Here is a 23,533-nt window from a genome sequence, read left to right as displayed (position 1 = left end):
AGCACTCTTTTAACATTATCTGTACTTTTTTAATCTAGGGGAGGTAGTTTGGGTACGTTTATTAAAATTAAGAAGCTTTTTTAGCAAAGGGGATGTAGAGAAGGCGGTAGGAGTTCTCCTGAGAAAGACATTTCCAGGAGTATGTGTGTTGGAGTGAAACACATAAAAATATATCCACAATAAATCATTTTTATCCACGTTAATTCCAATAATTCCACATTAATCTCAATAATTCCACGTTAGCCGTTTTTAAGTATCTGACAGCGATAATTCAACTAATTTCTTGATGAACATGAAAAGACAGCACCCGTATTTAAAGGTGCTGTCTTTATTGTTCTTCCATTATTTCGCATTCTCATCAGGTTGATGAATGCCGAAAATGTTGCCTTCTGTATCTATGTAGTATCCTTGCCACGCCATTCCTGGGAGCGCGTACTTCGGCATCGCTACCTTTCCGCCTTGCTCCAAAATCTTTGCTTCTGTTTCATCATAGCTTTCAATACCCATCGTACAAGAAAATCCGTTTAAAGCTTGATTCGGTTCAGGTGGCGGGCCCTGCCTTTTCATCAAAGCTCCGTTAATTCCCATTTCTTTATCATCACCTGTCACTGCACCGTAGTATGGCATTCCGGCATATTCACTCCAATCTTGAAACGACCAGCCGAACACCTCACCGTAAAACTTCATTGCCCGCTCCATGTCATCCACATGAATTTCAAAATGCACTAATCTGCCCATGAGTAACCTCCTGATTTTTATAATAAAACCACTTATGTCATTCCATACACTTCGTCATAATACCTTTAAACCAAGAAAATTACGCCAACAAAAAAGGCACCATCAACGCTTAAAAAACGTTTCAGGTGCCATCTATCTATTATGCTGCTTTTTGAATGTTAATTTCTTTTCCTTCTTTACGCCATTCTTTGTACTCAGCTGCTGCTGTAAACAGTACGTCTGTTGATGAATTTAGTGCTGTTTCAAAAGAATCTTGTAAAACACCAATGATAAAACCAACACCAACTACTTGCATCGCCACATCACCCGGGATACCGAACAAACTACACGCAAGAGGAATCAATAACAGCGATCCGCCAGCAACTCCAGAAGCGCCACAAGCACATACAGCGGATAAGACACTTAGAAGAACAGCAGTTCCAAGATCAACCTGAATGTTTAGGGTATGAACCGCTGCCAGGGTTAAAACAGAAATCGTAACCGCAGCACCTGCCATGTTAATCGTCGCTCCTAATGGAATCGATACTGAGTAATTATCTTTGTCCAAACCAAGCTTCTCGCATAACTTCATGTTTACAGGAATATTAGAAGCTGAGCTGCGTGTGAAGAATGCTGTTATTCCGCTTTCTTTCAAACATTTGAAAACAAGAGGATAAGGATTTTTTCTTATTGCTGCGAAAACAATAAGTGGGTTCACAACCAACGCAACAAATACCATACAACCAATTAAAAGTCCTAGTAATTTACCATAACTCAATAAAGAATCTATTCCGTTTGCAGTAATGGATTCAAACACCAATCCTAAGATACCTAGTGGTGCAAACTTAATGACCCAAGTAACAATTTTAGAGATAGCATCAGAAACATTAGCGATCATTGTCTTTGTCGTTTCCTGAGCACTTCTTAAGGCAAGTCCTAATAGTACTGCCCATGCTAATATGCCAACATAATTTGCGTTAACTAAAGCGTTGAATGGATTATCAACAACGTTCAACAACAACGTTTTGAGTACTTCGACAACACCACCTGGAGGGGTTACACCTTCTGCGCCCTTACCAAGTGTCAGACCTACAGGGAAAACAAAACTTGCAACAACAGCTGTTAATCCAGCTAGAAATGTTCCTAAAAGATAAAATAATATAATTGCTTTCATGTTCGTCTGATGGCCCGCCTTATGCTGAGCGATAGCTGACATAACCAAGAATAATACCAAAACAGGCGCTATTGCTTTTAAAGCACCTACAAATAATGAGCCAAAAATAACAACAGGTTTTGCTGCTTGCGGAATCGTTACAGCTAGGATAATACCAACAATCAATCCTATAATGATCTGTTTAACAAGACTTATCTGATTCCACTTTTTCAGTATACGTTTCATAGATGTCATCACCAATCCAGTTAGAATTGTAAAGCTGTTTATCTGAATAAACCTGTAGCACAGTATGTCACCACCAAGTAGGATAATTGATACACAAAGAACGCAATCCACCTGGTAAAGACAATTGTCTTTCTAATAAATAGTATTATAGTGAGTATTTCGACGGATTACAATCGATTTTAAAAAGTTGTAATTATTTGAATATTTAATAATAATTAGTTTGTTTAAAAAAATTGAATAACAGAAACACCTCAGGAATTATCTTGAGGTGTTACTATAGTTATTAATTCTCTAACGAGCTGTAAATTACGAACTAGACGTACTTTTAATATATTCCAACAGCATCAAAGCCTGCGTTAACTGCAGTTACTTCTGCACTGTCTGTTCCATAAAGATCAGTTGCAGATTGTACGACCGCTTGTCTCGCCTCACTAAAGTTGGAATTAGAAGTTAAATAAACAGATAAAGCACGGTAATAAATCTTCCCTAGTTTTTCCCTTCCAATTTCTTGACCAATCAAGTATGCAGCATGGTTAGTAATAGAGGAGTTCACATGAACACCGCCATTATCAACAGAAAGCGGCATGTTATAGTACTCATCCATATGAGCTGGATAGACTCCGCTGCCATACGCAGCTCTTTGCTTATTGCTGACAACCACACTGTTCGGATTACTTAAGCTGCGCAACCTTGTTACACCATCCGCTTTTGCAGCCGGAGCCATGATGTCTTCACCCATTTCCCAATCACTATCATCAACAAGCGCACCAAAAATGTCAGCGAATGACTCGTTCAATGCTCCAGATTGATTGCGATAGGCTAAATTCGCAGTGTGAGAGATGACACCATGAGTCATTTCATGAGCTGCAACGTCTAGGCCTGCTGATAACGGAATGAAAAATTCACCGTCACCATCTCCATAAGCCATATAACGTCCATTCCAGAATGCATTATTATAATCGACTCCCATGTGTACATAAGAATTAATAGCCATTCCTTCCCCATCCAAAGAATTACGGCCATGCTTATTTAGAAAGTAATCATAAACTTTTTCAGAATTATAATGGGCATCAACAGCCGCTCGATCATAGTCACTCGTAAAGGATGCAGAATTACCCGTATAAATTTTGTCATTATTCGAGTCCCAGTCGCTGGTTGCATCATAAGTAAATATTCCTTCTAGGTTTTCATGAGAGTAATCCGCTAATGCAAACCTCGTCCCAGCATTCGGCTCCTTCACTCGGGTAATATGTAGTTTTCTATGTTCACCATGAACTCCAAGCCCAGATCCTGTTTGTGTCTTGTGTTCCTCAGCATGCATGAGACCATTATATTGATCAATCACTTGTCCTGTTTTTGCATCTACAAATACAAACCAGTTTCCAGGCTCTTCGCCCATAAAGTTAACATTTACTTTAAAAGCGGTATGATTTTTCTCTTCAAAAGGATAGATAACAAGCTCTGCGGTTGGCTCATACGTTAGTTCTTTTGGAGCGTTAACCGATGATAATGCAGCTTGAAGCGCATCATCTTGGCTAATAGATGGTATGGTATCTACATGTTTATCGATAAGAGTCTGATTGGTTCTTCCATTTACGGATACGATTTCATGATTTTTATTAAAATGTACAATTACTTCAGAACCTTCTACAGGAACTCCGTTGATTGCCTGTGTAAACCGTACGTGAGTCATCCCAATTTCATCTTTTTGTACATTCTTCACTTTTAGATGTTTATCTGTATTTTGAATACCGATTTTCTCTTGGTTTTTTTTCAAATAAATTAGGGCATTTGCTGAACTGCTCGAAGAGAACTTTTCTGCAGATCTTTCCTTCACAAAAAAAGGCACACTGGCTTTTTCGTTCCATGCTTTAGCAGCTTGTACACGACTAATCTCACTTGAATCGAAAGGTTGCGCTAATACATTCACCGGAATAGAACTTAACAGCAGAGCTGACGACAGAATCACAGGTCCTATAAGCTTTTTCTTCACTACAAAACCCCTCCTATTAATTGGTTAACCTTCATTATAAAGGAGAAGAAAATGTTTCGAATGAACAATAAGAATTATCTTAATTTTACAAAAATAGATATAATACCTAATTAAATCAAAATTGTATAGGTGAAATCTACCAAATTGAAAATATGTGATTCGTAATTTCGCAGGAATTTCCCCACTTCCCTTTAGCCATAAAAAGAAGAAAGCAGGGTTTTAATCCGCTTTCCTCTTTTTAAGATTCCTAATCTTAAATCTGACTACAGTTCTTGAATTTTATATGTTGAGCTATTACTTAAGAACTACATTTAAACTTCTTCTATCATATAGTAAGATCAAGGCGAAAACAGTTTCCAATGTCCCTCTGAGATAACTTCCACCTCTCCATCCATCACTTTGATGGCGGTATCATCGTTAATGGCATACGCTGGCCCTTTTATCTCGGCGGCCCATTGTTCTGCGGCTGCCATGGTGTTTCCCGGCAGCATTTCGTGATCGAGGTGTGGAAACATGGCAAAATCGACAAAGCCAAGTGTTTTATCCTCACCGCTTGGTGGAGTCCAGCCAACGAAGAATTCTCCAATGTTAGGTGCCATCACCATGCTCCCAGCGCTCATTCCCACATATACTGCACGAAGCGAAGGTAAGAGCTCTGCCAGACCGGACTGTTGCATCCAGTGGTACAGATAGAGAGCGTCGCCCCCCGACACCAATAAAACGTCCGTCTCCTGTACAAGCGGCACCCACCGATTTTCGTCTATGCTTGGCAGCGCAGTGAGCTCCAGCACGCCGACTGATTTCCAGCCGAGATTAACCATTGGATTCTCGGAATTCCCGCTGATGAACTCCCAGGTTTTGACGCCAGGACCGACCCAGGGGTGTCCGTACATCGCGGTGGGTATGCACAGGGCGTTGGAGTCGGCAATCGGCTTGTCCAGCATACCAACTAAAGCGTCATGTATGCTTTTGTTATTAACGCCTGCAGATGTGAGCAGTAATTTCATAACGTAACTCCTCCTTGCTTTTACAATATTGCATATTCTATTCTGCAGGGACTGTCGTCTTCCTCTTTCCCTATACTTTTTAGTCATTTTCCATCGACTCTAACTCTAGATTTGAAGTTAAAAATGAATAAACAAAAACAGTATGCAACTCGTGAGGTTACATACTGTTTTACACTGTATACTCTATATTCTTTTAAAAGTTATCAATGATCTAAGTTATCCAGCAACGCTCTCACTTCATCTGTTGATTTTGTGTTCATCAACTGATTTCGTAATTCAGCAGCTCCAGGGAATCCTTTTACATAGATCTTAAAAAAGCGATGAAGCCCTGTGATGGAACGCGGGACTTCTTCCGCATATTGATCTTGAAGATCGAGCTGAAGTCTTAAAAGATCCAGGTATTCTTCACTGCTGTGCACTCTTGGTTCTTTTTCAAAAGCAAAAGGATTTTTAAAGATTCCACGCCCGATCATTACACCATCAATGCCGTATTTTTCAGCAAGCTCCAGCCCGACTTGCCGATCTGGAATGTCTCCATTAATGGTTAACAGCGTATCCGGTGCAATTCGGTCACGTAACTTTTTGATTTCTGGAATAAGCTCCCAATGAGCATCTACAAGACTCATTTCCTCTCTTGTACGTAAATGGATAGAAAGGTTAGCAATATCCTGCTTTAAAATATGTGTAAGCCACGCTTCCCACTCATTGATCTCTTTAAAACCAAGTCGTGTTTTCACGCTAACGGGCAGTCCGCCCGCTTTTGCCGCCTGAATCAGATCTGTCGCTACGTCTGGCCGCAGAATAAGGCCACTTCCTTTTCCTCTTTGTGCAACATTAGGTACAGGGCAGCCCATATTAATATCGATTCCTTTAAAGCCCATCTCTTTCATGCCAATGCTCATTTGGAGGAAGTATTCTGGGTTATCTCCCCAAATATGTGCTACCATCGGCTGTTCGTCTTCTGTAAACTTCAAACGGCCGCGAACACTTTTTAAACCTTCTGGATGACAATAGCTATCTGAGTTTGTAAACTCTGTGAAAAACACATCTGGCCGGCCAGCTTTACTTACGACATGACGAAAAACAACATCTGTCACATCTTCCATTGGTGCAAGTACAAAGAATGGACGCGGTAAATCCCGCCAAAAATTATCTATCATTTTAAACTCAATTCCTCTCACTATGGGTACAACTTCAAAATTCCGTTAAAAAATATTCTTTTACACTTATATCATGTTTGCTAACTGAATATCAATCACTGTACATTTATAAATTATGGAAAATGATCAGTAAACAAAAGAGCCTCATCCCTAAGGAATAAGGCTCTTAGAGTTATGAGGGGTACAAGTTTCACATAAATAAATCATTGTTGACGCGAACCCACGACGAGTTAATGGATTCTAGGAATAGTGTCCAATGGAAAAGATAAAACGACATGACCTCCATTCGGCCCTGCACTAAATGCTTTCATGTATGATTTAACTCTAATTAGTTCGGTAATTTAAACCTTTCATAAATAGCCCAATCTCTTCAGTTCCTCGTATACGATCCAAGAGAACTTTTTTCTTCCCTCACTGTTTAAATGGTCGGGATCGATAAAATATTCTTTATTGTTTACGATTCTTTGATCACTCATATAATTTAAAAATGGAACATCTAAATTTAGAGCTTCTAAATGCTGAAAAACAAGTCTATTCATTACTTCTTCATTGAAATGTTCTTGATAAGACTGATGAACGGGCTCCATGGTCAACACGACTTGGTAGCCTTTATCGCTGCAATAATCTACAATTTCTTCTAACTGCTTTACATTTGGTTCGATGTTATTGTTTTCTACTGCTTCCCGGTACTGTTCTTCTATTTTTTCATACTTTCTTTCCGAATAATCTTTACCATTATTTGACCAAGGTTGATGAGAATTCCATCTTAAGTCTTTTAGTTTACCCGTGATTGCCGAGCTAAGACTGGCAGTATTTGTCCCAGGTAAGTTCAAGTAAGTGTAATAATCAACCATATTATACGGTTCAATATCACTTCGATCCAAAACTCTATAATAGTTCCCAATGTTCTTAGCCTCAGTATTGGCGAAAGTCATTTGAGAGATTGAAACGAGAACTACACCACCAGGTTTAAGATGCTCACCATACTCTTTCAACAAATTAGAGTCGTATTGAATGGTCTGAGAAGGAAGCGCTAAGTCCAGATGGGACAGACCAGTGGGCTTAAAATAATAACCATACATTGAATGAGATGCACCTAGATTGATGATATCAACAGGATGTGGTTCTTTCTTAAATGCCAGTATGTCATGGTCAATATTGTAATCATATGAATCCTTAACAAATTGATTGATAGGCATAAAAAGCAGAATCACAACACCGATGATAATTGTTAACTTGATGAATAAACGTACCATAGCAAATCCTTTCAACACCGTGTTTCTTTTATCAAATCTTCACCTAAACTACACATGGAAGTTGTATTTGTATCAAAATCCACCATAAACAAATCCATCACCTGTAACACCTAATACAAGAACTGAAAAAATAAGAAAAATATAAAATGCCAACCTAGTAAATGTGGAGCGCTTTGATAGAAATTCCCATGTAGAACCATTGTTTCTTTCTATATATTGAAACAGTTGTAGAATAATAAAGAAAAAAATGAAAAGTAGCAGATCAAATAACGGAAAAATCTCAAAAGCTTTAATCATACCCACCGGGCTCCAAGAGCTGATGCTTAAGAAAAGTTTTGCATGATCAAATGCTTGTGCGACGGTATCCGATCGAAAAAAAACTCTGGAAAAGCAAACGAGCAGGAAGGTTATTGCAATTTTTAACCACCTATGGAGCGCTGGTATTCTATCCAATCTAATAAACGAAGCCATACTTTCACGATAAGATTTTGTTGCATCTCCAAACACGCGATAAAACCCATGAATGAGACCCCATAATACAAAAGTCCAAGCTGCTCCGTGCCAAATGCCGCTTACTAAAAAAGTAATCACAATGGCAAAATAAATTTCACTTCTCTTCTTTTTCCTCTTACATAACGGGAAAAAAATATAGTCCCTAAGCCATGTGGAGAGCGTTATATGCCATCTGCTCCAAAAATCTGAAATTGAAACGGCAAAGTGCGGCTGTTTAAAGTTTTCTGTTAAATTTATCCCCAGCATTCTTGCGCTACCGATGGCAATGTCACTGCATGCTGAAAAATCAGCGTATAACTGTATCGAGAATAATATAGTAGCTAGTACGATTTCAGAACCAGACGGGTTAGGACTATCGTAAACACTAGCAACGATTGGAGCTAGTCGATCTGCAATCAATGTCTTTTTAAAGAAACCCCATGCAATTCTCTTCATTCCATATACTAAATCTTCATAGCTTAAACGCTGTTCGACTTTCAATTGTGGAATTAATTTTTTGGCACGTTCAATCGGCCCTGCAACCAGTTGTGGAAAAAATGCAAAATAGACCGAAAAATACCCGTAATGTCTTTCAGCTTTTTGCTTTCCATAGAAAATATCCACAAGATAACTTACAGCCTGAAATGTATAAAATGAAATGGCTAATGGCAGAACAATCTCTTGGTAGGGTATCGAATAATTCCAACCCATGAAAGTTGCCATCGACCGAAGCGATTCATTCACAAAATTTAAATATTTAAACCAACCAAGAAAAAACAACAATACAGAAATACCAAAGACCATGGCTTTTTTCTTCTGTTTTTTTGTCTCCTGTTTTTCAATGAAGATTCCAGTAAAATAAGTAAAAGCTGTGCTAATTAAGAGTAAAAGTATAAATTGAATACTTAAACTAGCGTAAAAAACATAACTTGCAACCAATAAAAGAACCCATCTCAATCGATGGGGGAGTAAATAATTCAAAAAAACGGTTATTACGAGAAATAGAAGAAACTCAATTGATATAAAAGTCATCCAATCACCTGATAATAAATCAACTTATAATTTTTCTGATAAATAAACTGCACAAATGGCATTGCAACACGTTGAAAAGATGGTGGTCGGCCATAGAGATCACCGACTATAAATTAGCCAAGTTTAGGAAGGTTTGAATAGAGGATTTTCCCAAAATGATTACGTGGAATTTCCTCAATTCTCATAATTTTAAAGCCCTTTAAGTTTAATTTTTCCTTTACTATTTTTTTTATCTGAACATAATCATCTCTTAATGTGTAGATATACATTTGGTCATCCGTTCCAGCACAGATACAATTGTGGCCATGCTCATGTAAAAATGCTTCTACATCATCAAGGCTGATGCGGTTTCCATACACTTTAATCATTCTTTTGATGCGTCCCGATATAAAGAAATACCCATCCTCATCAAAGTAAGCCATATCTCCCGTACGCAAAACACCATGATTCTCGTCTTTTTTCGAAAGATCGAATAACGACTCAGCATACCCTAAGGAAACATTCGGCCCTTTGTATATCAATTCGCCTATCAAATGAGGTGCTGTAATATTGTTTCCCTTGTCATCTTGAAGGATCAGCTCTCCACCTGGAATAGCGATACCAATACTTCCCGCTTTTTCATAGTTTTTTTCATATGGTAAATAGGTCATCCGCGCTGTCGCCTCAGTTTGACCGTACATTGTAAAAAACTGAATCCCTTTCTGATTACACACATCAGCAAATTTGCGGGATAGAGTTTCGCTCAATTTCCCACCTGCTTGAGTTAGTTTTTTTAAACTTGGAAGACTAAGCTCTTCAAACTTCAGCCTGTCAAGCATCTCATACACAAAAGGAACTCCACCAAAAGTTGTGACTTGCTGTTCCTTACATAAATTCCAAAACTCCTTACTCATGATAGATTCCCCCGTTACAACGACGGTGGCTCCACATATGAAATGGCTGTTAATAATAGAAAGCCCGTAAGAGTAATTCATTGGTAGTGTGGTGATCGGTTTTTCGTTTTCATTGATATCAAGGTACTTTGCTATTGATTTAGCGTTTTCATAAATATTTTCATAGCTTAAACGAACAAATTTGGGGCTCCCCGTACTTCCAGAGGTTGTTAAGAGGAGGGCAAGATGTTCATGAAGATTATGTTGAAAATTGGTCGGACATTTATATAATGTGTAATCTCCATATACAAATGAACGATCCATTGTTTTTAATAGATCTTGATTCTCACTACTCGCCCAGATGTATGCTGGCTTATAAAGGTGAATCAGTCTGCGTAACCGATCCATATGAATGGATGCATCCAAAAGCACGGGCACAACGCCACCTCTAATAAAGCCCACGTAGCCAAATAAAGACTCTTTATTATTTGAACACAAACAAAAAACGAGCGTTCTTTCACCCACATCACCGCAGATTGCATCAGATATTTCTACCATTTCAGAGTAAGAATATTCTCGGTCAGCATATACAGCGATGCGGTTTCCAAACTGCTCCATTTTTTTAAAGCTATTCATTAATAAAGTCCACTCCCAAACGTTCCAATAGCTCAATTCCCGACTGGTAAGAATTGAACTCAGTCATCCATTCTGAGTCTAATGAGACATCAAATACATCCTCAATCTCACAAATTAGCCCCATATGGGCAATTGAATCCCATTCTGCTGATTCTGCTAATACTAAATTCTCAACTACTTCATCTTCCTCTAGTTCCAACACATTAATAAAAGCATTTCTATATTTTTCGAGGTTTCTCATCATTTACACCCTTTCCATAATGACTGACTCTGCATTTTGGGAAAAAACAATTTCTATATATCTAACAATCTTCCAGTCTCTTCGGAGATTATGGTTTTTCTGTCAAAAATACTAACTTTAGCTTGTCTTCTTAAGTAGTCATAGAGTCTGGCTTGCAGAAGTTATAATGGGCAACTTTACAACCAGTACATCAAATTTAAATCGAGACACGATTATTATTACATTTTAAAACTCTTATTGATAATAATTATCATTCCCAAGCATGATTCTAGCATATCGCCTTTTGAAAAACAATAACTGGCCAACTGTTAAAATTCGGTATCCTCCCTTCTAAGTTACTTTTCTCGTCACACCAATTAAATCCTCAGTGAATTGAACAAACTTTCAGCAATAACTCTTCACATCCACAGGCTGCCAACAAGGATACATAAAAACAAAAAATAAAGTGAGCCCTCATGAAGGCTCACTCACTGTTATTATCACTACTCATTTTCAATTAATCTTGCCACTTCTTGTCCGCACTGCTGACACTTTCCCTTAAGTACAATGCCAAAATCATCGTCCTCTACCGTAAAATTTTTAATCTCTACGGCATCCTTACAATTCGAACAGTAAACATTATTTTTAAGGCGGCTTCTTATTTCTTTAGGAATAGAAAGCCATTTTTTATTTGCATCCATATAACAAACCGCCGCATTCGGATTTTCAATATGAAAAAGCGGGTTATTCTAACTCGAGCAGCGCAACTGCTTCCACATGTGTCGTCTGCGGAAACATATCAACCGGCTGAACTTTCTGCGTTTTGAATCCGCCATCTTCTAAAATGCGCAGATCACGTGCCAGTGTTGACGGATTGCAGCTCACATACACAACACGCTTTGGCTTCATTTCGATGATGGTTTTTAAAAGCTCCTCATCACAGCCTTTTCGCGGTGGATCGACGACGATTACATCTGGCGTGATACCTTGTTTCTTCCACTCAGGAATTACGTCTTCTGATTTTCCAACGGCAAACTCAGCGTTTGTAATGTTGTTCAGCTCGGCATTGCGTCGCGCATCTTCTATCGCTTCCGGAACGATTTCAACACCATACACTTTCTTTGCTTGCTGAGCGAGGAAAAGTGATATCGTTCCAATTCCACAATACGCATCAATGACTGTTTCGTCTCCATTCAGCTCAGCGTACTGTAACGCTTTGTCATAAAGCACCTTTGTTTGGTCAGGGTTAATCTGATAAAACGAGCGAGCTGAAATGGCAAACTTGATGTCACCGATAAAGTCATAGATGTACTCCGCTCCCCAGAGTACTCTTGTTTCTTCACCAAAAATCACGTTCGTGCGTTTTGAGTTGACGTTCTGCACGATTGATTTTATCTCTGGCAGTGCTTCACGAATATCTTCAATAATCTTTTTACGCTGTGGCAAATCTTTTCCGTTTGTTACAAGTACAATCATCAAATCGCCTGTCGTTTTACCGTATCGAGCGATAATATGACGCAAGATACCTTTATGTTTTTCTTCGTTATACGCAGTTATACTGTACTTGTTTACGATTTCTTTTACCGCTTGAACGGCATCATCGTTCGTATCACCTGTAATGATGCAGCTATCCATCTCTACGATCTCATGGCTTCGCTTTTGGTAAAACCCTGTGATGATTCGTCCGTTACGTTCACCAACAGGTACTTGCGCTTTGTTGCGATAGCGCCAAGGTTCGTCACCCATGCCAAGTGTTGGCAGCACGTGTACTCCCTCCAGTTTTCCGATTCGTGTGAGCACATCTTCTACTTGCTTGCGTTTGTACTCTAACTGGCCTTCATATGATAAGTGCTGCAGCTGACAGCCTCCACACCATTTATAGATCGGGCAAGGCGGTTCAACACGTTCGGTGCTTTCTTCAATCAATTCTTCTAAACGTCCAAAACCAAATCCTTTTTTCACCCCAACAACCTTAATCTTCGCACGCTCTCCAGGTAGTGTATTTGGCACAAACAAAGTAAACCCATTTACACGAGCTACTCCCGCTCCCTCATGGGTTAAATCTACAATATCTACTTCATAACTCTCATTTTTATGAACAGGCAAATCAGCCTTTGTCATTGTCATCGTCCCTTTTTGTCACTTATGCTTTACTGATTGTAGCATAACTGTTAGTGGACACCAAATGGCAATATGTAAAAAGAACAGACCTAGGTAGTAGGCCTGTTCTTGTTCTTAGTATCTATTTAGTTACCTGCTGCCTTTACCGCTTCATACGCATTCACGTATCCTGCTCCAACTTCATGAAGCTTGTATCCTGCCATTGGATCAGCTGTTGATTCTAATATTTGTAGAACTTGATCCGGTGTTAAGTTCGAGTTCGCTTCAAGCATTAGTGCTGCAACACCCGAAATGTGAGGGGTAGCCATGCTTGTACCGCTTGCGGTTGTGTAATTTGCAAGGTGTTCCGGCGCAATATATTCTGCATCTGTTACTGAACCAAGTGCGTTCATAACCACGCCAGTTTTTGATTTTGTTGAAACGATGTCCACTCCTGGTGCTGTAATATCCGGGTGAAGCAAATTATCACCTTCTACCCCGCGGGATGAAAAGTCTGCTAGCTGCTTATCTTTCGTACCTGCAGCAACTGATATAACCCAAGGTGCTGCTGAGTATGGATTTAATGTGTTATCGTCCGGTCCTTCATTACCTGCCGCAAACGTTACGACCATTCCAGCGTCATGCGCCGCTTTACTTGCAACGTTAATCGGATCGTTCTCTGAGTAATCACCTGTTGTTCCCCAGCTGTTTGAGATAACATTAATTCCGTATTTCTCATGATTTTCTAGCACATAGTTGAATGCTTCAAGTGCCCAGAAGATATTGATTCCTTCTCCTGTACTAAGGCCAACGAGCTTTGCATCTGGTGCAATACCTTTGTATAAACCTTCACTCGCTGTTCCGAGTCCTGCAATGGTACCAGCAACATGTGTACCATGGCCCGACGAAGTATCTGTATTTTGAACATTCTCAAGATACAATGGCTCATTTGAGAACAAATCTCCTGCTAGAAACTTTACATTTTGAATGACTTTTTCTTCACCAAAAGGGAGATCAGCATGTGTTGCATCAATACCGCTGTCAATGACAGCAACTGTTGTGCCTTTACCTGTGTATCCTAACTCTTCCCATACACGTTCTGCCCCAATTAACTTTCTGCTGTCTTTCATTAAGAAGTTTAAATCTTTGTTGTAGTAGACCGATTTCGCATTTAAGCTGCTTGATAAAAGAGAAGTTAACTCCAGCTTCGTCCCTTTAACAGCAACCATAGGCAGTTTGCTGAACGTTTTTGTTTCAAGCCCCAGATTTTTTAACGCTAATACATCACCTGAGCTTGGGAGCGTATCGTACGTAACCACCGCTTCGACGAGCGCGTTAGATGTAAGATCGCCAAGTACCTTAGTAAGCTCTTGATCTACCTCTAACCCAGCAGCGGCTTTAGCATTTTGCTGCGGTAAAAAAAATGCAGCGGCAAGCATCACCGTTAAACACATTGATAGAAATTTTTTCATGATTCAAACCCCTCCGCTTCCTAAATTATGAATTGTTTTAATTTTCTAACATAATAAAGGATAAGACAATCCTGCAAAGGGATAAATCCAGGTACTGTTAATGGACTATTCTGGTATATCGTTAGTTGTATACTTTTCACGAGCCACTATGATTGTATACAACCCATATACCGTATGATACTGTTTATGTATTTCAATAGGCAGATCATTTTTTATTGCATTAAAATCGCGATTTATGTCAGTGCCGACCACTGACGTAACTATGTTTAATCCCCTTCTTAGCAAGTTTGGCTTTTTATTGGATTCTACGAATTTATCAAATATTAAAAGTGTTCCTCCGTACTCTAAATACTTCAAGCTTTTCTCTAGTACTTTTTCAGGATGCTCAACGACACTTAAGATTAAGTTTAAGACGATAACATTAAACTTTTGGTTAAAAACCATCGTTTCTGCATTCATTTGCAGAAGATTTATGTCCCGATGCCCCTTTTTCGTTTCGGCAATTTTTAACATATCATGAGAAAGATCGATGCCGGTTATTGAAGCATGGTGTGGAAGGAAAGCAAAATCCTCTCCTGTACCAACCCCTACTAAAAGAAGCGAGTCTCCTCTATTTATACGAATTTCTGAAAAAGCTTGCTGACGTGCTTTTCGAAATAAGCGGTTACCCATGAACATATCATAAAGTGGTGCAAGCACCTTATATTTCGTAACGTTTGTACTGTTCTTCACCTGTATTCCCCCCCATAAAAAAAGAACACCTTCAGCTTTTCATTGCCTTAGGTGTTCGATCTCGTTTGCATTTATTCTGGTTTGATTCGATCTTTAGGAACTAATAATTCAAAGTGATGGTGCAAGTTTTCAAACTCACCAGGCAAGATGCCGCCTAATTCTCCATCTAAGTTGATCTGCATCTTTTCGCGAGGCGTTACTTTAACACGCTTCGCTTTTTTATAAATCACGTGATCATCGTGAATGTGCTCGCCTCGTATCGCAAGAGAAGCAATACGGACAAACTCGGCCAAGTTTGTTTTCTTTAAAATGATAACATCAAAAAGACCGTCATGGAATTCAGATGATGGTGCAAGCTTTTCAAAGCCCCCAACAGAATTTGTGTTTGCTACTAAGAAAAGCATGATCTCGCCTTCATATTTCTCTTTATCATCAAACTCAATCTCTACATATGTAGGACGAATTGATGGAAGCATCTCAATCCCTTTTAAGAAATAAGCCAGTTGACCAATCATCGTTTTGAGCTTACTAGGAACTTCATAGGTAAGCTCTGTAATACGTCCGCCACCGGCGATGTTAATGAAGAACTTTTCATTTACTTTACCGATATCTACCGGCATATGAACTCCCCCGCAAAGAACGTCACATGCGCCTTCAATGGTACGCGGAACGCCTACTGCACGCGCGAAGTCATTTGTTGTACCTGCTGGAATAATTCCAAGCATCGGACGTTGTTCAAGACCTGCAAGTCCGTTTACCACTTCATAGATTGTGCCGTCTCCACCAGCTGCAATAACTAGGTCAAAACCTCTTTCTCCTGCTGAGCGCGCCGCACGTGTAGCGCATCCATCTTCTGGTGTTGTTGCATGACAAGATGTTTCATAGCCTGCATTCTCTAGTCTGTCGAGTATATATGGAAGCTGTTTCTTAACTGTTTCTCTTCCGGAACTTGGATTATATATCAGTCTTGCTCGTTTCATATCTTTCACCTTCATTATGTGACTTCTCTATAACGTTTTAACCTAAATCTATTTCCTGTATAACCACAAAAAACAGCCCGTACTTGGACTGCTTCTGCCGATTCCTCTTATATTATAGTAATACGTGTCTGAAATTGCAAAGAAGGAATATGCCAGTATGTGTTAAAATTGTGTCTAAATTGTAGGGGGTCTGTCCCGGGACAGACCCCTTAAAGGAATTTCTCCTCTCAATAGGGAACTTTCTATTTAGAGGAGAGTGTACGATGGAAAAACTCACGTTAGAAATTTCACTATCAACCCCAGATGATTACGCAGGTTTGGTTGAAATAGATCATCTTGTTTGGAATGAACAGACCACACCTGCTCCTAATATCCGATGGGATTCTCCACAGGATTACGGACGGCAGTTTCCTGCAGGCAGTCAAATTGTTGCACGCTGCAGCGGAAGAGTGTGCGGCTATATCTTTTACAAAGATGTATTCCCCATCCCGTCCAATCTGCATGTTGCAGACGTCGCACTTGCTGTTCATCCCGATTTTCATGGGCAGAACATCGGAACAGAGCTTATGCTGGCTGTTGAAAAATCAGCAAAAGATAATGGCAAAACAAAGCTGTCACTGCGGGTTTTATCAACGAATGAAAAGGCAATACACTTTTACAAAAAATGCGGCTATTTAGAGCAAGGACGACTTGTTGGAGAATTTCATTTAAATGGTCAGTTTATAGACGATTTACTGCTTTATAAGCATATCTAATGACTACATCCATAGATTAACCAGTGCACGACTATAAATAGAGGGTGTTTTTAAATGTTTTGGGTATTTATTTTGTCAGCACTCGCTACGGTCCGTTTGCTTTTTGGAGTTGTACATTGGCGTACGAAACAAAGGTATAAGAGATACAATGCTGTTGCCTGGAACTTTTTACAGCTAAATCACCATTCTGGCGGTGGCGGAGCAGGATTTTAAAGACAGGATGCCGATCCTGTCTTTTTTCACGCTGAAAAACTGAAGAGAGTATGGATTATAATACTTACAACACACTCCAATCCTTCGAAAGAATTTCTTATAGAAGGCATACATTGGTTATAGAAAGATATTTAAAAATTGAATAGATACATGGGGGTTATTAGATGAAACATTTAAATATCGCATTATTTCTTGGATTGCTCGGTATAATCGCCGGGGCTTTTGTTGTGCCTTACCAAATGGAATTAATGAGAACTACACTTGGTGAAGCAGAATACAAAAAAATCATAAGCGAGATACCGGTCTCGATTCCGATCATGATTACGATGATGTCTCTGCAGCTCGGAATAATGACAACAGTTTTAGGATGGATCGGCTTAAAACTTACTGAGCGGACAGGACTATCTCTTCCGCTGCTGCAGGCGTGGCTTATTGAAAAAACGAAGCCTGCTGTTGACCGTTCAGCCGTAAAACTAGCTGTTATCGGAGGGGCAATCGGTGCTATTTTTCTAGTAATCATGGATTTATTGCTCTTTCAGCCGTACCTTCCTAAGATCGGAACAGGCGAAAGCGTGGTTTGGTGGAAAGCCGTACTGGGCGGTGTTTTTTACGGAGGTATCATTGAAGAAGTATTTATCCGTCTATTCCTGATGACGCTGATCATTTGGCTGTTATCATTTATTTTTAAAAAGCGGAAGGATTCCGTCCCCACGTCCTTTTATTGGATTGGAATCACCTTAGCCGCACTTCTCTTCGGAGCTGGCCATCTGCCTGCAACCGAGGCAATTTACGGAGATCTCAATTCTCTTATCATAACTCGGGCATTGGTTCTAAACGGTGTTCTTGGTATTTTGTTCGGGTTTCTGTATTGGAAAAAAGGATTGGAATACGCGATAGTCGCCCATATGATGGTGCATATCATAACACAGATGGTACTGCTGCCTTTACTAAAGCTAATATAATCACTTTTTAAAATACTGGAGATTCTCCAGTATTTTTTTTACTACTTGAAGAATTCTACGCATGTTGTACGTCAAATAAAATAACGAGACATCTTTGGAAAATTAATACATATTTAATTCCAAAAAATGTCAAGTGATTTATACTTATTACAAAGTCTAAATTATCTAATTAATACTTTAGAGAGAGGTGTGGCATGAGGTTTTCTTTTCGAAGTTATTTAAAACGCCTAAGATCTATAATACTTGGCATCTTAATCATCAGTGTTCTACCTGCACTTTTGTTCGGCGTAAACACTCATCTTCAGGAAAGGGTATGGGAATATTACATTTCAGGAACTAAGTATTTAATTTTTCCAGATATTATTGATAAGTATCAATACTCAATGACGATTTTTTTCAGTGCATTGCTGATCGGGTTAGTTTTTGCCCTGGTCCTTACTTTCATTGCTACATTGCTTCCACGGTTTCTACAGCGAGCAATTGTCGGTTTTTTAACGTTATTAGAATCATTGCCGGATCTTTTCATAGTAGTTGCATTACAAGTGTCTATTGTATACATCTATAAGAAGACTGGTATAGTCATATATTTTTACAATGATTTCAGTAATCCTATTTATTTAATGCCTATTCTGGTGCTTTCAATACTGCCTGCTATTCAGCTATTTAAAATTACCTTTTTATTAATGCAAGAAGAACAGCACAAGCTCTATGTAACCGTAGCCAGAGCCATGGGGCTTGGCCGTCTTTATATTACGTTAAAGCATGTATTCATAAACATCATTACTAGCCTTTTCCAATATTCAAAAACCATTTTTGTTTTTATGCTATCAAATCTATTTATCGTGGAGTTTGTTTTTAATTTAAACGGAATTATGTATTTGTTACTGAATACGAAGGGTGTTGCATTTATGGGAACAGCTCTTATCATTGCCCTGCCTTTTTCTTTGCTGTTTGAATTTGTGGAAAGCAATACCGTTTCTGAAAATACAAAATCCATGGGGGAGGATGCTGCATGATTTTGAAACTGATAAGGCAGCCTCAGTTCATCATAGGTCTGCTCTTTATTCTTAGTCTATTAGTTTTTAGTTTTACTTGGCCCAATGTATTAGAAGTAGATAAAGCTGAATCACTGGAAAAGATAGATTTTTTATATGACGATGATGGAAACATCACAGCATTCATACCTTTCTCCCCTTCACAGGTTCCTCCTTTTGGAACAGACCTGTATGGCAAACAGCTGTTTTATCAGATTATAGATGGGGCAAAATATACAATTCTTATTGCAGTGGGCATTGCTTTTTTCAGGATTTTTATTTCTGTTGGAATCGTACTAATTAATCCAAAATCCAACTTTACTTTTTTGAATGATATCGTCCAAGCAACCTTGTATATTCCTACTACTATTCTGGCATATTTATTTTTGACTTCACTGACTATGAGACTTAACTTTGCCCCGATGAGTTCTATGAAATTAATTATGATTCAATGTCTGATTTTAATTGGAATTGGTGTACCTCCACTAGTATCTACTTTTACAAAAGAAATCAAAACAATCCTAAACAAGGATTATATTATCAACACCTTTGCGATGGGTTCTGGAAAAACATATGTGTATTATAAGCATGTCCTTCCTGAGCTTTTGACAAAATTGACTCTTCTATTTGCGCAGCAAATGATACAGACCTTAATCCTCTTGGCACATTTAGGAGTTCTAGCTATATTCATTGGCGGGTCAGAAACATTGGTACTGGGCGATCACCTCGACCCTATCCTAGTGATCATCCCATTAGCTGGTGAATGGGCCGGGATCATAGGAACGTCTTATACCAAACTACAAGCCGCGCCTTGGATTATTTTAATCCCACTTGCTTTCTTTGCAGTAACCATACTTGCCCTTAATTTGATTATTAATGGCATCAAAAATTATGCAGATATCTATAAGTCGTAAAGAGAGGTGCAGAATATGGATCAGCGTCTATTACAAATCAAGAATTTAAGTGTTTCTTTTCACCAGCACAAAAATAAAATAACCGCTGTCAGTGATGTTAGCCTTCATATTGAAAAAAGACAGACCGTTGCCCTTATCGGAGAATCTGGTTCAGGCAAAAGCATTACCTCCCTTTCCGTCTTACGCCTTTTGCCTTCTCTCGGCAAAATTGAAAATGGATCTATTACTTTTAACGGCATTAATTTGCTGCATCAATCAGAAAAAGAGATGCGCAAAATAAGAGGCAATGAAATCTCGATGATTTTCCAGGATGCGATCGCTTCTCTTAATCCAAGTATGAAGGTTGGCGAACAAATTACAGAAGGACTTAAATATCACAAGCTTATTCCGAAGGCGGATTTAAAAACAGAAGCTCTTCAGCTGCTGCAGCAGGTTGGTTTCAGTAATCCTTCACATACTTATAATCAATATCCCAGTCAGCTTTCGGGAGGTATGAAGCAGAGGATATTAATCGCCATGGCTATATCGTGCAAGCCTCAGCTTATCATTGCCGATGAACCAACGACTTCACTAGATGTAACGATCCAAAGACAAGTGCTCAATTTAATCGATAAATATAAAACGGATTCAAATGCCTCTGTTTTACTGATTACACACGATTTTGGTGTCGTTGCTGAGTACGCTGACTGGGTTTACGTGATGCTTGGCGGACATATCGTGGAATCTGCTGATGTTTATACACTATTTAAAAACCCTCTTCACCCATATACAAAAGCTTTAATTGGTAGCATTCCAAATCCGGAACTTGGTCAGGAACGTTTAAAAAGCATTCAGGATTATACTTTTGAAGATACCGGATATGATGGAAGAAGATTTGCTCCAGAAAAATATACGTATGAAAGTAAATCCTTTGATGAACCATCCTCTTTAGTTGAGGTCGAGCCGCTTCATTATGTCCGTTTTTTTGATGAAAGTAAGGTGAGCCTGATTGGATAATCCATTTGTTAGAGTGCAGAATCTCTCAAAATATTTTACAGACAGAACGGGCATACAAAAGGCGGTTGATGGAGTATCTTTTGATATTAACAGAGGTGAAACGCTCGGAATCGTAGGAGAATCGGGATCAGGAAAGACTACTCTTGGCCGTACCCTTATGCAGCTGTATAAACCAGAACACGGCAATATCTGGTTTAATGGCAAAGAAATCACAACATTGAATCAAAAAGAGATCAGACCATACAGGAAAGACATGCAAATGATATTTCAAGATCCATATGAGTCTTTGAGCCCCCGTTTAACTGTTGGAGAGATTATCGAAGAACCGTTACGCATTCAAAAGATGGGGACAAAAAAAGAACGAACAGAGAAGGCTTACAGAATGCTTGAAAGAGTGGGACTGCCGCGAACCTCTTATCAGAAAAGAATTCACGAATTTTCAGGAGGTCAGCGCCAAAGGGTGGGCATTGCACGAGCCCTGATGCTAGAGCCAAAGTTTATTATTGCAGATGAGCCTGTGTCCGCTTTGGATGTCTCCGTTCAAGCTCAAGTTCTTAATCTATTAAAAGATCTGCAGACAGAGATGAATCTAACTTGCTTGTTCATCTCGCACGACTTAAGTGTGGTTCATTATATGAGTGATCGTGTTGCCGTTATGTATCTGGGCCATTTAATCGAATTAGCTCCAAAAGAGGAGTTGTATCGCAACCCGATACATCCCTATACAAAATCACTGCTCGCTTCTATCCCTGTTGCCGATCCAGAGCGGCGAAACCCATATCGTGAGCCGATCATATTGCCTGAGAAGCCGCTATATCCCCCTCAGCTGGTACACGTCGGGAACGATCATTATGTATCAGCAAATATGATCAACATTAAAGATTTTGAGATTGAGAATACTGAAAAACAGGTGAGTTTTATTTAAAAGTGGAGGGCTGGCGCGGGCTAGCCTTTTTTTGTACTTGGGGAAATCTACTACTTTCAAGAGCAACAACGATTTATCTGTTCTTTAACAGCACAAACGTACTCACCGACATAGCACCTAAACTTCCAATTACCGCAATTCCTGCACCAATCCATGCCATAAATAGATCATCTCCTGGATAGGCTGGTTCAAGCGTTGTGTAATACCACATAATCCAGCCAATAAAGAAAAGAAAAAAAGAGTTTCCTATTCGAGCCATCTTAATTTTGTCTTTCAAAGACCCACTCCAAATTTCAGAAAAAACAAGCCATGTCATTAAGCTTAATGGTATGCACAACAGTAAACCAAAAGTTGAACCGTATGGTATGAAGAAAAGGATTACAAATGCAATGGCAAACAAAGCGGCATTTGCTGCAAACAAGGCTGCACCGGCAAACAAATAATTTTTACTTAAGCTGCTTCTCTGTAACTTATCGCTAATGTTCGTTACAATACCTGCTGAAGCAAACTCTCTTTGTTTTGTTAAAAGAATAATGGTGAACACAATTCCTGCTAACAAAATGATAGTCATTAAAAAACACCCACTTTTTTACAATTATTACATCTTATATTATCATGAAAAGAGAGATTAAGAATATAGCTGTTTGGTAGGAGAAGTTAAAGGAGGCGCCAACGATGTTTGAACTGATATTATTATTTATAGCGATTGCCGTAATTGCTCCGCTTGTGCTGAAATACACAACAAAACCGAACTATCAAAAGGTTGCAGAAATGACGGTGCTTCCGCCTCAACTAGGAATTCGAGATGACCTGTCACTGCAAAAAACAGTTCGAAAAATGGAGCGAGCTCTTCCTCATGAGTTTAAAGAAAAAATAAAGCGAAGATATTTAGCTGAACATTCAAAGGCTACAGAAGCTTATTTTGAAGCCACCTTTTACGAACTTCAACGTTTTTTTATCATGTGCTCGCTTTTAAATAATGTACCGATGTTCAGTAAAAAGGTCGATGAGATCTGGCACGAGATGCTGATGTATACGAAGGAATACGAAAAGTTTTCATCTGATCTTTGCGGAGAGCACATTCATCACGCTCCAAATGATGCAGTGGAACCAGATCCGCACGGAAGAGCATGGTTCGACCTTCTGTACGCTAAACTTTTTACGTTTACCGATTTCACTCATATCGCATGGGGTACTTTCTTCCAACATCCTCTCCACCAAGGCCTTTTACAGGAACTGCACACATTATCTGTTGAGGAGCTAGGAAAAAGGTATTTTAGAGAAAACGCAGATCAGGATACGGTTCATTCGCTCTTGACGAAGATTAAAGGCGATATAAAACGCATCTCTAAAGCACACGATCCCTACAAAGGATTGAAAGTGTCCCCTCATTCCATTGATAGTGCACCTATACTAGCTGGGGCAATGCTTTATTATTCTTATCACCATTCAGAACAATATGAGATGTACATGGGAAAATTAAGTCCAGCATCCAGCTATTACTCTGGCAACACGACAGCGTGTGGAAGTGGTTGCGGCAATCATCGTGACGATGGCGGCGGTCATGACAGCAGCGGCAGTGACAGCAGCTGTGGAAGCAGTTGCGGAGGCGGTTGCGGTAGTAGTTAGAGAACAAAAAGATTCGACTATAATTTATTAAAGTTGG

The 23,533-nt window shown here is 39.2% G+C and carries 23 protein-coding genes; 8 read left to right on the top strand and 15 right to left on the bottom strand.

Features of this window, described 5'->3' with window-relative positions; genetic code table 11:
* Nucleotides 1-342: 342 nt before the first annotated feature.
* The 14 genes from P8610_RS10120 to P8610_RS10055 form a co-directional block, all read right to left on the bottom strand.
* Nucleotides 343-738, bottom strand: a complete 396-nt coding sequence (locus tag P8610_RS10120) for a VOC family protein (RefSeq protein ID WP_394604284.1) — start codon at nucleotides 736-738, stop codon at nucleotides 343-345.
* A gap of 139 nt (nucleotides 739-877) precedes the next feature.
* A complete protein-coding gene (sstT, locus tag P8610_RS10115) occupies nucleotides 878-2,116 on the bottom strand; it encodes a serine/threonine transporter SstT (RefSeq protein WP_394604283.1) in 1,239 nt (412 codons plus the stop codon).
* Nucleotides 2,117-2,441: 325 nt separating this feature from the next.
* Nucleotides 2,442-4,109 carry a M4 family metallopeptidase gene (locus P8610_RS10110; RefSeq protein WP_394604282.1) on the bottom strand — a complete coding sequence of 556 codons (1,668 nt, stop codon included), beginning with the start codon at nucleotides 4,107-4,109 and terminating at the stop codon, nucleotides 2,442-2,444.
* Between the two features lie 338 nt (nucleotides 4,110-4,447).
* Nucleotides 4,448-5,116, bottom strand: coding sequence for a Type 1 glutamine amidotransferase-like domain-containing protein (locus P8610_RS10105; RefSeq protein WP_394604281.1), 669 nt, complete (start codon nucleotides 5,114-5,116; stop codon nucleotides 4,448-4,450).
* A gap of 203 nt (nucleotides 5,117-5,319) precedes the next feature.
* Nucleotides 5,320-6,276 (bottom strand): tRNA dihydrouridine synthase, encoded by a 957-nt coding sequence (locus tag P8610_RS10100; protein WP_394604280.1) that lies wholly within the window; start codon nucleotides 6,274-6,276, stop codon nucleotides 5,320-5,322.
* Nucleotides 6,277-6,626: 350 nt separating this feature from the next.
* Nucleotides 6,627-7,532, bottom strand: coding sequence for a hypothetical protein (locus P8610_RS10095; protein WP_394604279.1), 906 nt, complete (start codon nucleotides 7,530-7,532; stop codon nucleotides 6,627-6,629).
* 72 nt (nucleotides 7,533-7,604) lie between these two features.
* Nucleotides 7,605-9,056 (bottom strand): MBOAT family O-acyltransferase, encoded by a 1,452-nt coding sequence (locus P8610_RS10090; RefSeq protein ID WP_394604278.1) that lies wholly within the window; start codon nucleotides 9,054-9,056, stop codon nucleotides 7,605-7,607.
* Between the two features lie 113 nt (nucleotides 9,057-9,169).
* On the bottom strand, nucleotides 9,170-10,564 hold the full coding sequence (locus P8610_RS10085; RefSeq protein WP_394604277.1) for an AMP-binding protein: 1,395 nt from the start codon (nucleotides 10,562-10,564) through the stop codon (nucleotides 9,170-9,172).
* Entirely contained in the window at nucleotides 10,557-10,805 is a 249-nt protein-coding gene (locus P8610_RS10080; protein WP_394604276.1) for an acyl carrier protein, read from the bottom strand. Before P8610_RS10080 ends, P8610_RS10085 begins: the two co-directional genes overlap by 8 nt.
* A gap of 482 nt (nucleotides 10,806-11,287) precedes the next feature.
* Nucleotides 11,288-11,485, bottom strand: coding sequence for a hypothetical protein (locus P8610_RS10075; RefSeq protein WP_394604275.1), 198 nt, complete (start codon nucleotides 11,483-11,485; stop codon nucleotides 11,288-11,290).
* Between the two features lie 43 nt (nucleotides 11,486-11,528).
* The gene (gene rlmD, locus P8610_RS10070; RefSeq protein ID WP_394604274.1) at nucleotides 11,529-12,905 is read right to left on the bottom strand and encodes a 23S rRNA (uracil(1939)-C(5))-methyltransferase RlmD; all 1,377 of its coding nucleotides are present in this window, start codon (nucleotides 12,903-12,905) and stop codon (nucleotides 11,529-11,531) included.
* Between the two features lie 125 nt (nucleotides 12,906-13,030).
* The gene (locus P8610_RS10065; protein ID WP_394604273.1) at nucleotides 13,031-14,356 is read right to left on the bottom strand and encodes a S8 family serine peptidase; all 1,326 of its coding nucleotides are present in this window, start codon (nucleotides 14,354-14,356) and stop codon (nucleotides 13,031-13,033) included.
* A 105-nt stretch (nucleotides 14,357-14,461) separates the two neighbouring features.
* A complete protein-coding gene (locus tag P8610_RS10060) occupies nucleotides 14,462-15,088 on the bottom strand; it encodes a class I SAM-dependent methyltransferase (RefSeq protein ID WP_394604272.1) in 627 nt (208 codons plus the stop codon).
* Nucleotides 15,089-15,159: 71 nt separating this feature from the next.
* Nucleotides 15,160-16,068, bottom strand: coding sequence for a diacylglycerol kinase (locus P8610_RS10055; RefSeq protein WP_289497320.1), 909 nt, complete (start codon nucleotides 16,066-16,068; stop codon nucleotides 15,160-15,162).
* 263 nt (nucleotides 16,069-16,331) lie between these two features.
* Between P8610_RS10055 and P8610_RS10050 the strand changes: the two genes are divergently transcribed.
* The 7 genes from P8610_RS10050 to P8610_RS10020 all read left to right on the top strand — a co-directional run bounded on the left by P8610_RS10050 (nucleotide 16,332) and on the right by P8610_RS10020 (nucleotide 21,867).
* Nucleotides 16,332-16,823: a GNAT family N-acetyltransferase gene (locus tag P8610_RS10050; RefSeq protein ID WP_394604271.1), complete on the top strand. Its 492-nt coding sequence runs from the start codon at nucleotides 16,332-16,334 to the stop codon at nucleotides 16,821-16,823.
* Between the two features lie 54 nt (nucleotides 16,824-16,877).
* Nucleotides 16,878-17,036 carry a hypothetical protein gene (locus P8610_RS10045; RefSeq protein WP_394604270.1) on the top strand — a complete coding sequence of 53 codons (159 nt, stop codon included), beginning with the start codon at nucleotides 16,878-16,880 and terminating at the stop codon, nucleotides 17,034-17,036.
* Nucleotides 17,037-17,200: 164 nt separating this feature from the next.
* On the top strand, nucleotides 17,201-17,998 hold the full coding sequence (locus tag P8610_RS10040; RefSeq protein ID WP_394604269.1) for a CPBP family glutamic-type intramembrane protease: 798 nt from the start codon (nucleotides 17,201-17,203) through the stop codon (nucleotides 17,996-17,998).
* Between the two features lie 194 nt (nucleotides 17,999-18,192).
* Entirely contained in the window at nucleotides 18,193-19,014 is an 822-nt protein-coding gene (locus tag P8610_RS10035; RefSeq protein ID WP_394604268.1) for an ABC transporter permease subunit, read from the top strand.
* A complete protein-coding gene (locus tag P8610_RS10030; RefSeq protein WP_394604267.1) occupies nucleotides 19,011-19,946 on the top strand; it encodes a hypothetical protein in 936 nt (311 codons plus the stop codon). The genes P8610_RS10035 and P8610_RS10030 overlap by 4 nt, the downstream gene beginning before the upstream one ends.
* 15 nt (nucleotides 19,947-19,961) lie before the next feature.
* Complete coding sequence (locus P8610_RS10025) at nucleotides 19,962-20,942, top strand: ABC transporter ATP-binding protein (protein WP_394604266.1); 981 nt, start codon at nucleotides 19,962-19,964, stop codon at nucleotides 20,940-20,942.
* Complete coding sequence (locus P8610_RS10020; protein ID WP_394604265.1) at nucleotides 20,935-21,867, top strand: ABC transporter ATP-binding protein; 933 nt, start codon at nucleotides 20,935-20,937, stop codon at nucleotides 21,865-21,867. Before P8610_RS10025 ends, P8610_RS10020 begins: the two co-directional genes overlap by 8 nt.
* A gap of 73 nt (nucleotides 21,868-21,940) precedes the next feature.
* On the opposite strand, the gene P8610_RS10015 is transcribed toward P8610_RS10020, so the two are convergent.
* Nucleotides 21,941-22,438: a hypothetical protein gene (locus tag P8610_RS10015; RefSeq protein WP_394604264.1), complete on the bottom strand. Its 498-nt coding sequence runs from the start codon at nucleotides 22,436-22,438 to the stop codon at nucleotides 21,941-21,943.
* 104 nt (nucleotides 22,439-22,542) lie between these two features.
* Here P8610_RS10015 and P8610_RS10010 point away from each other — a divergent pair, with 104 nt between their 5' ends.
* Nucleotides 22,543-23,496, top strand: a complete 954-nt coding sequence (locus tag P8610_RS10010; RefSeq protein ID WP_394604263.1) for a hypothetical protein — start codon at nucleotides 22,543-22,545, stop codon at nucleotides 23,494-23,496.
* The last annotated feature ends 37 nt before the right edge of the window (nucleotides 23,497-23,533 follow it).

Source organism: Fictibacillus sp. UD (genome assembly GCF_043558025.1).
In the GTDB taxonomy this organism is placed as follows: domain Bacteria; phylum Bacillota; class Bacilli; order Bacillales; family Fictibacillaceae; genus Fictibacillus.
This window is presented reverse-complemented; position numbering and strand designations above follow the sequence as displayed.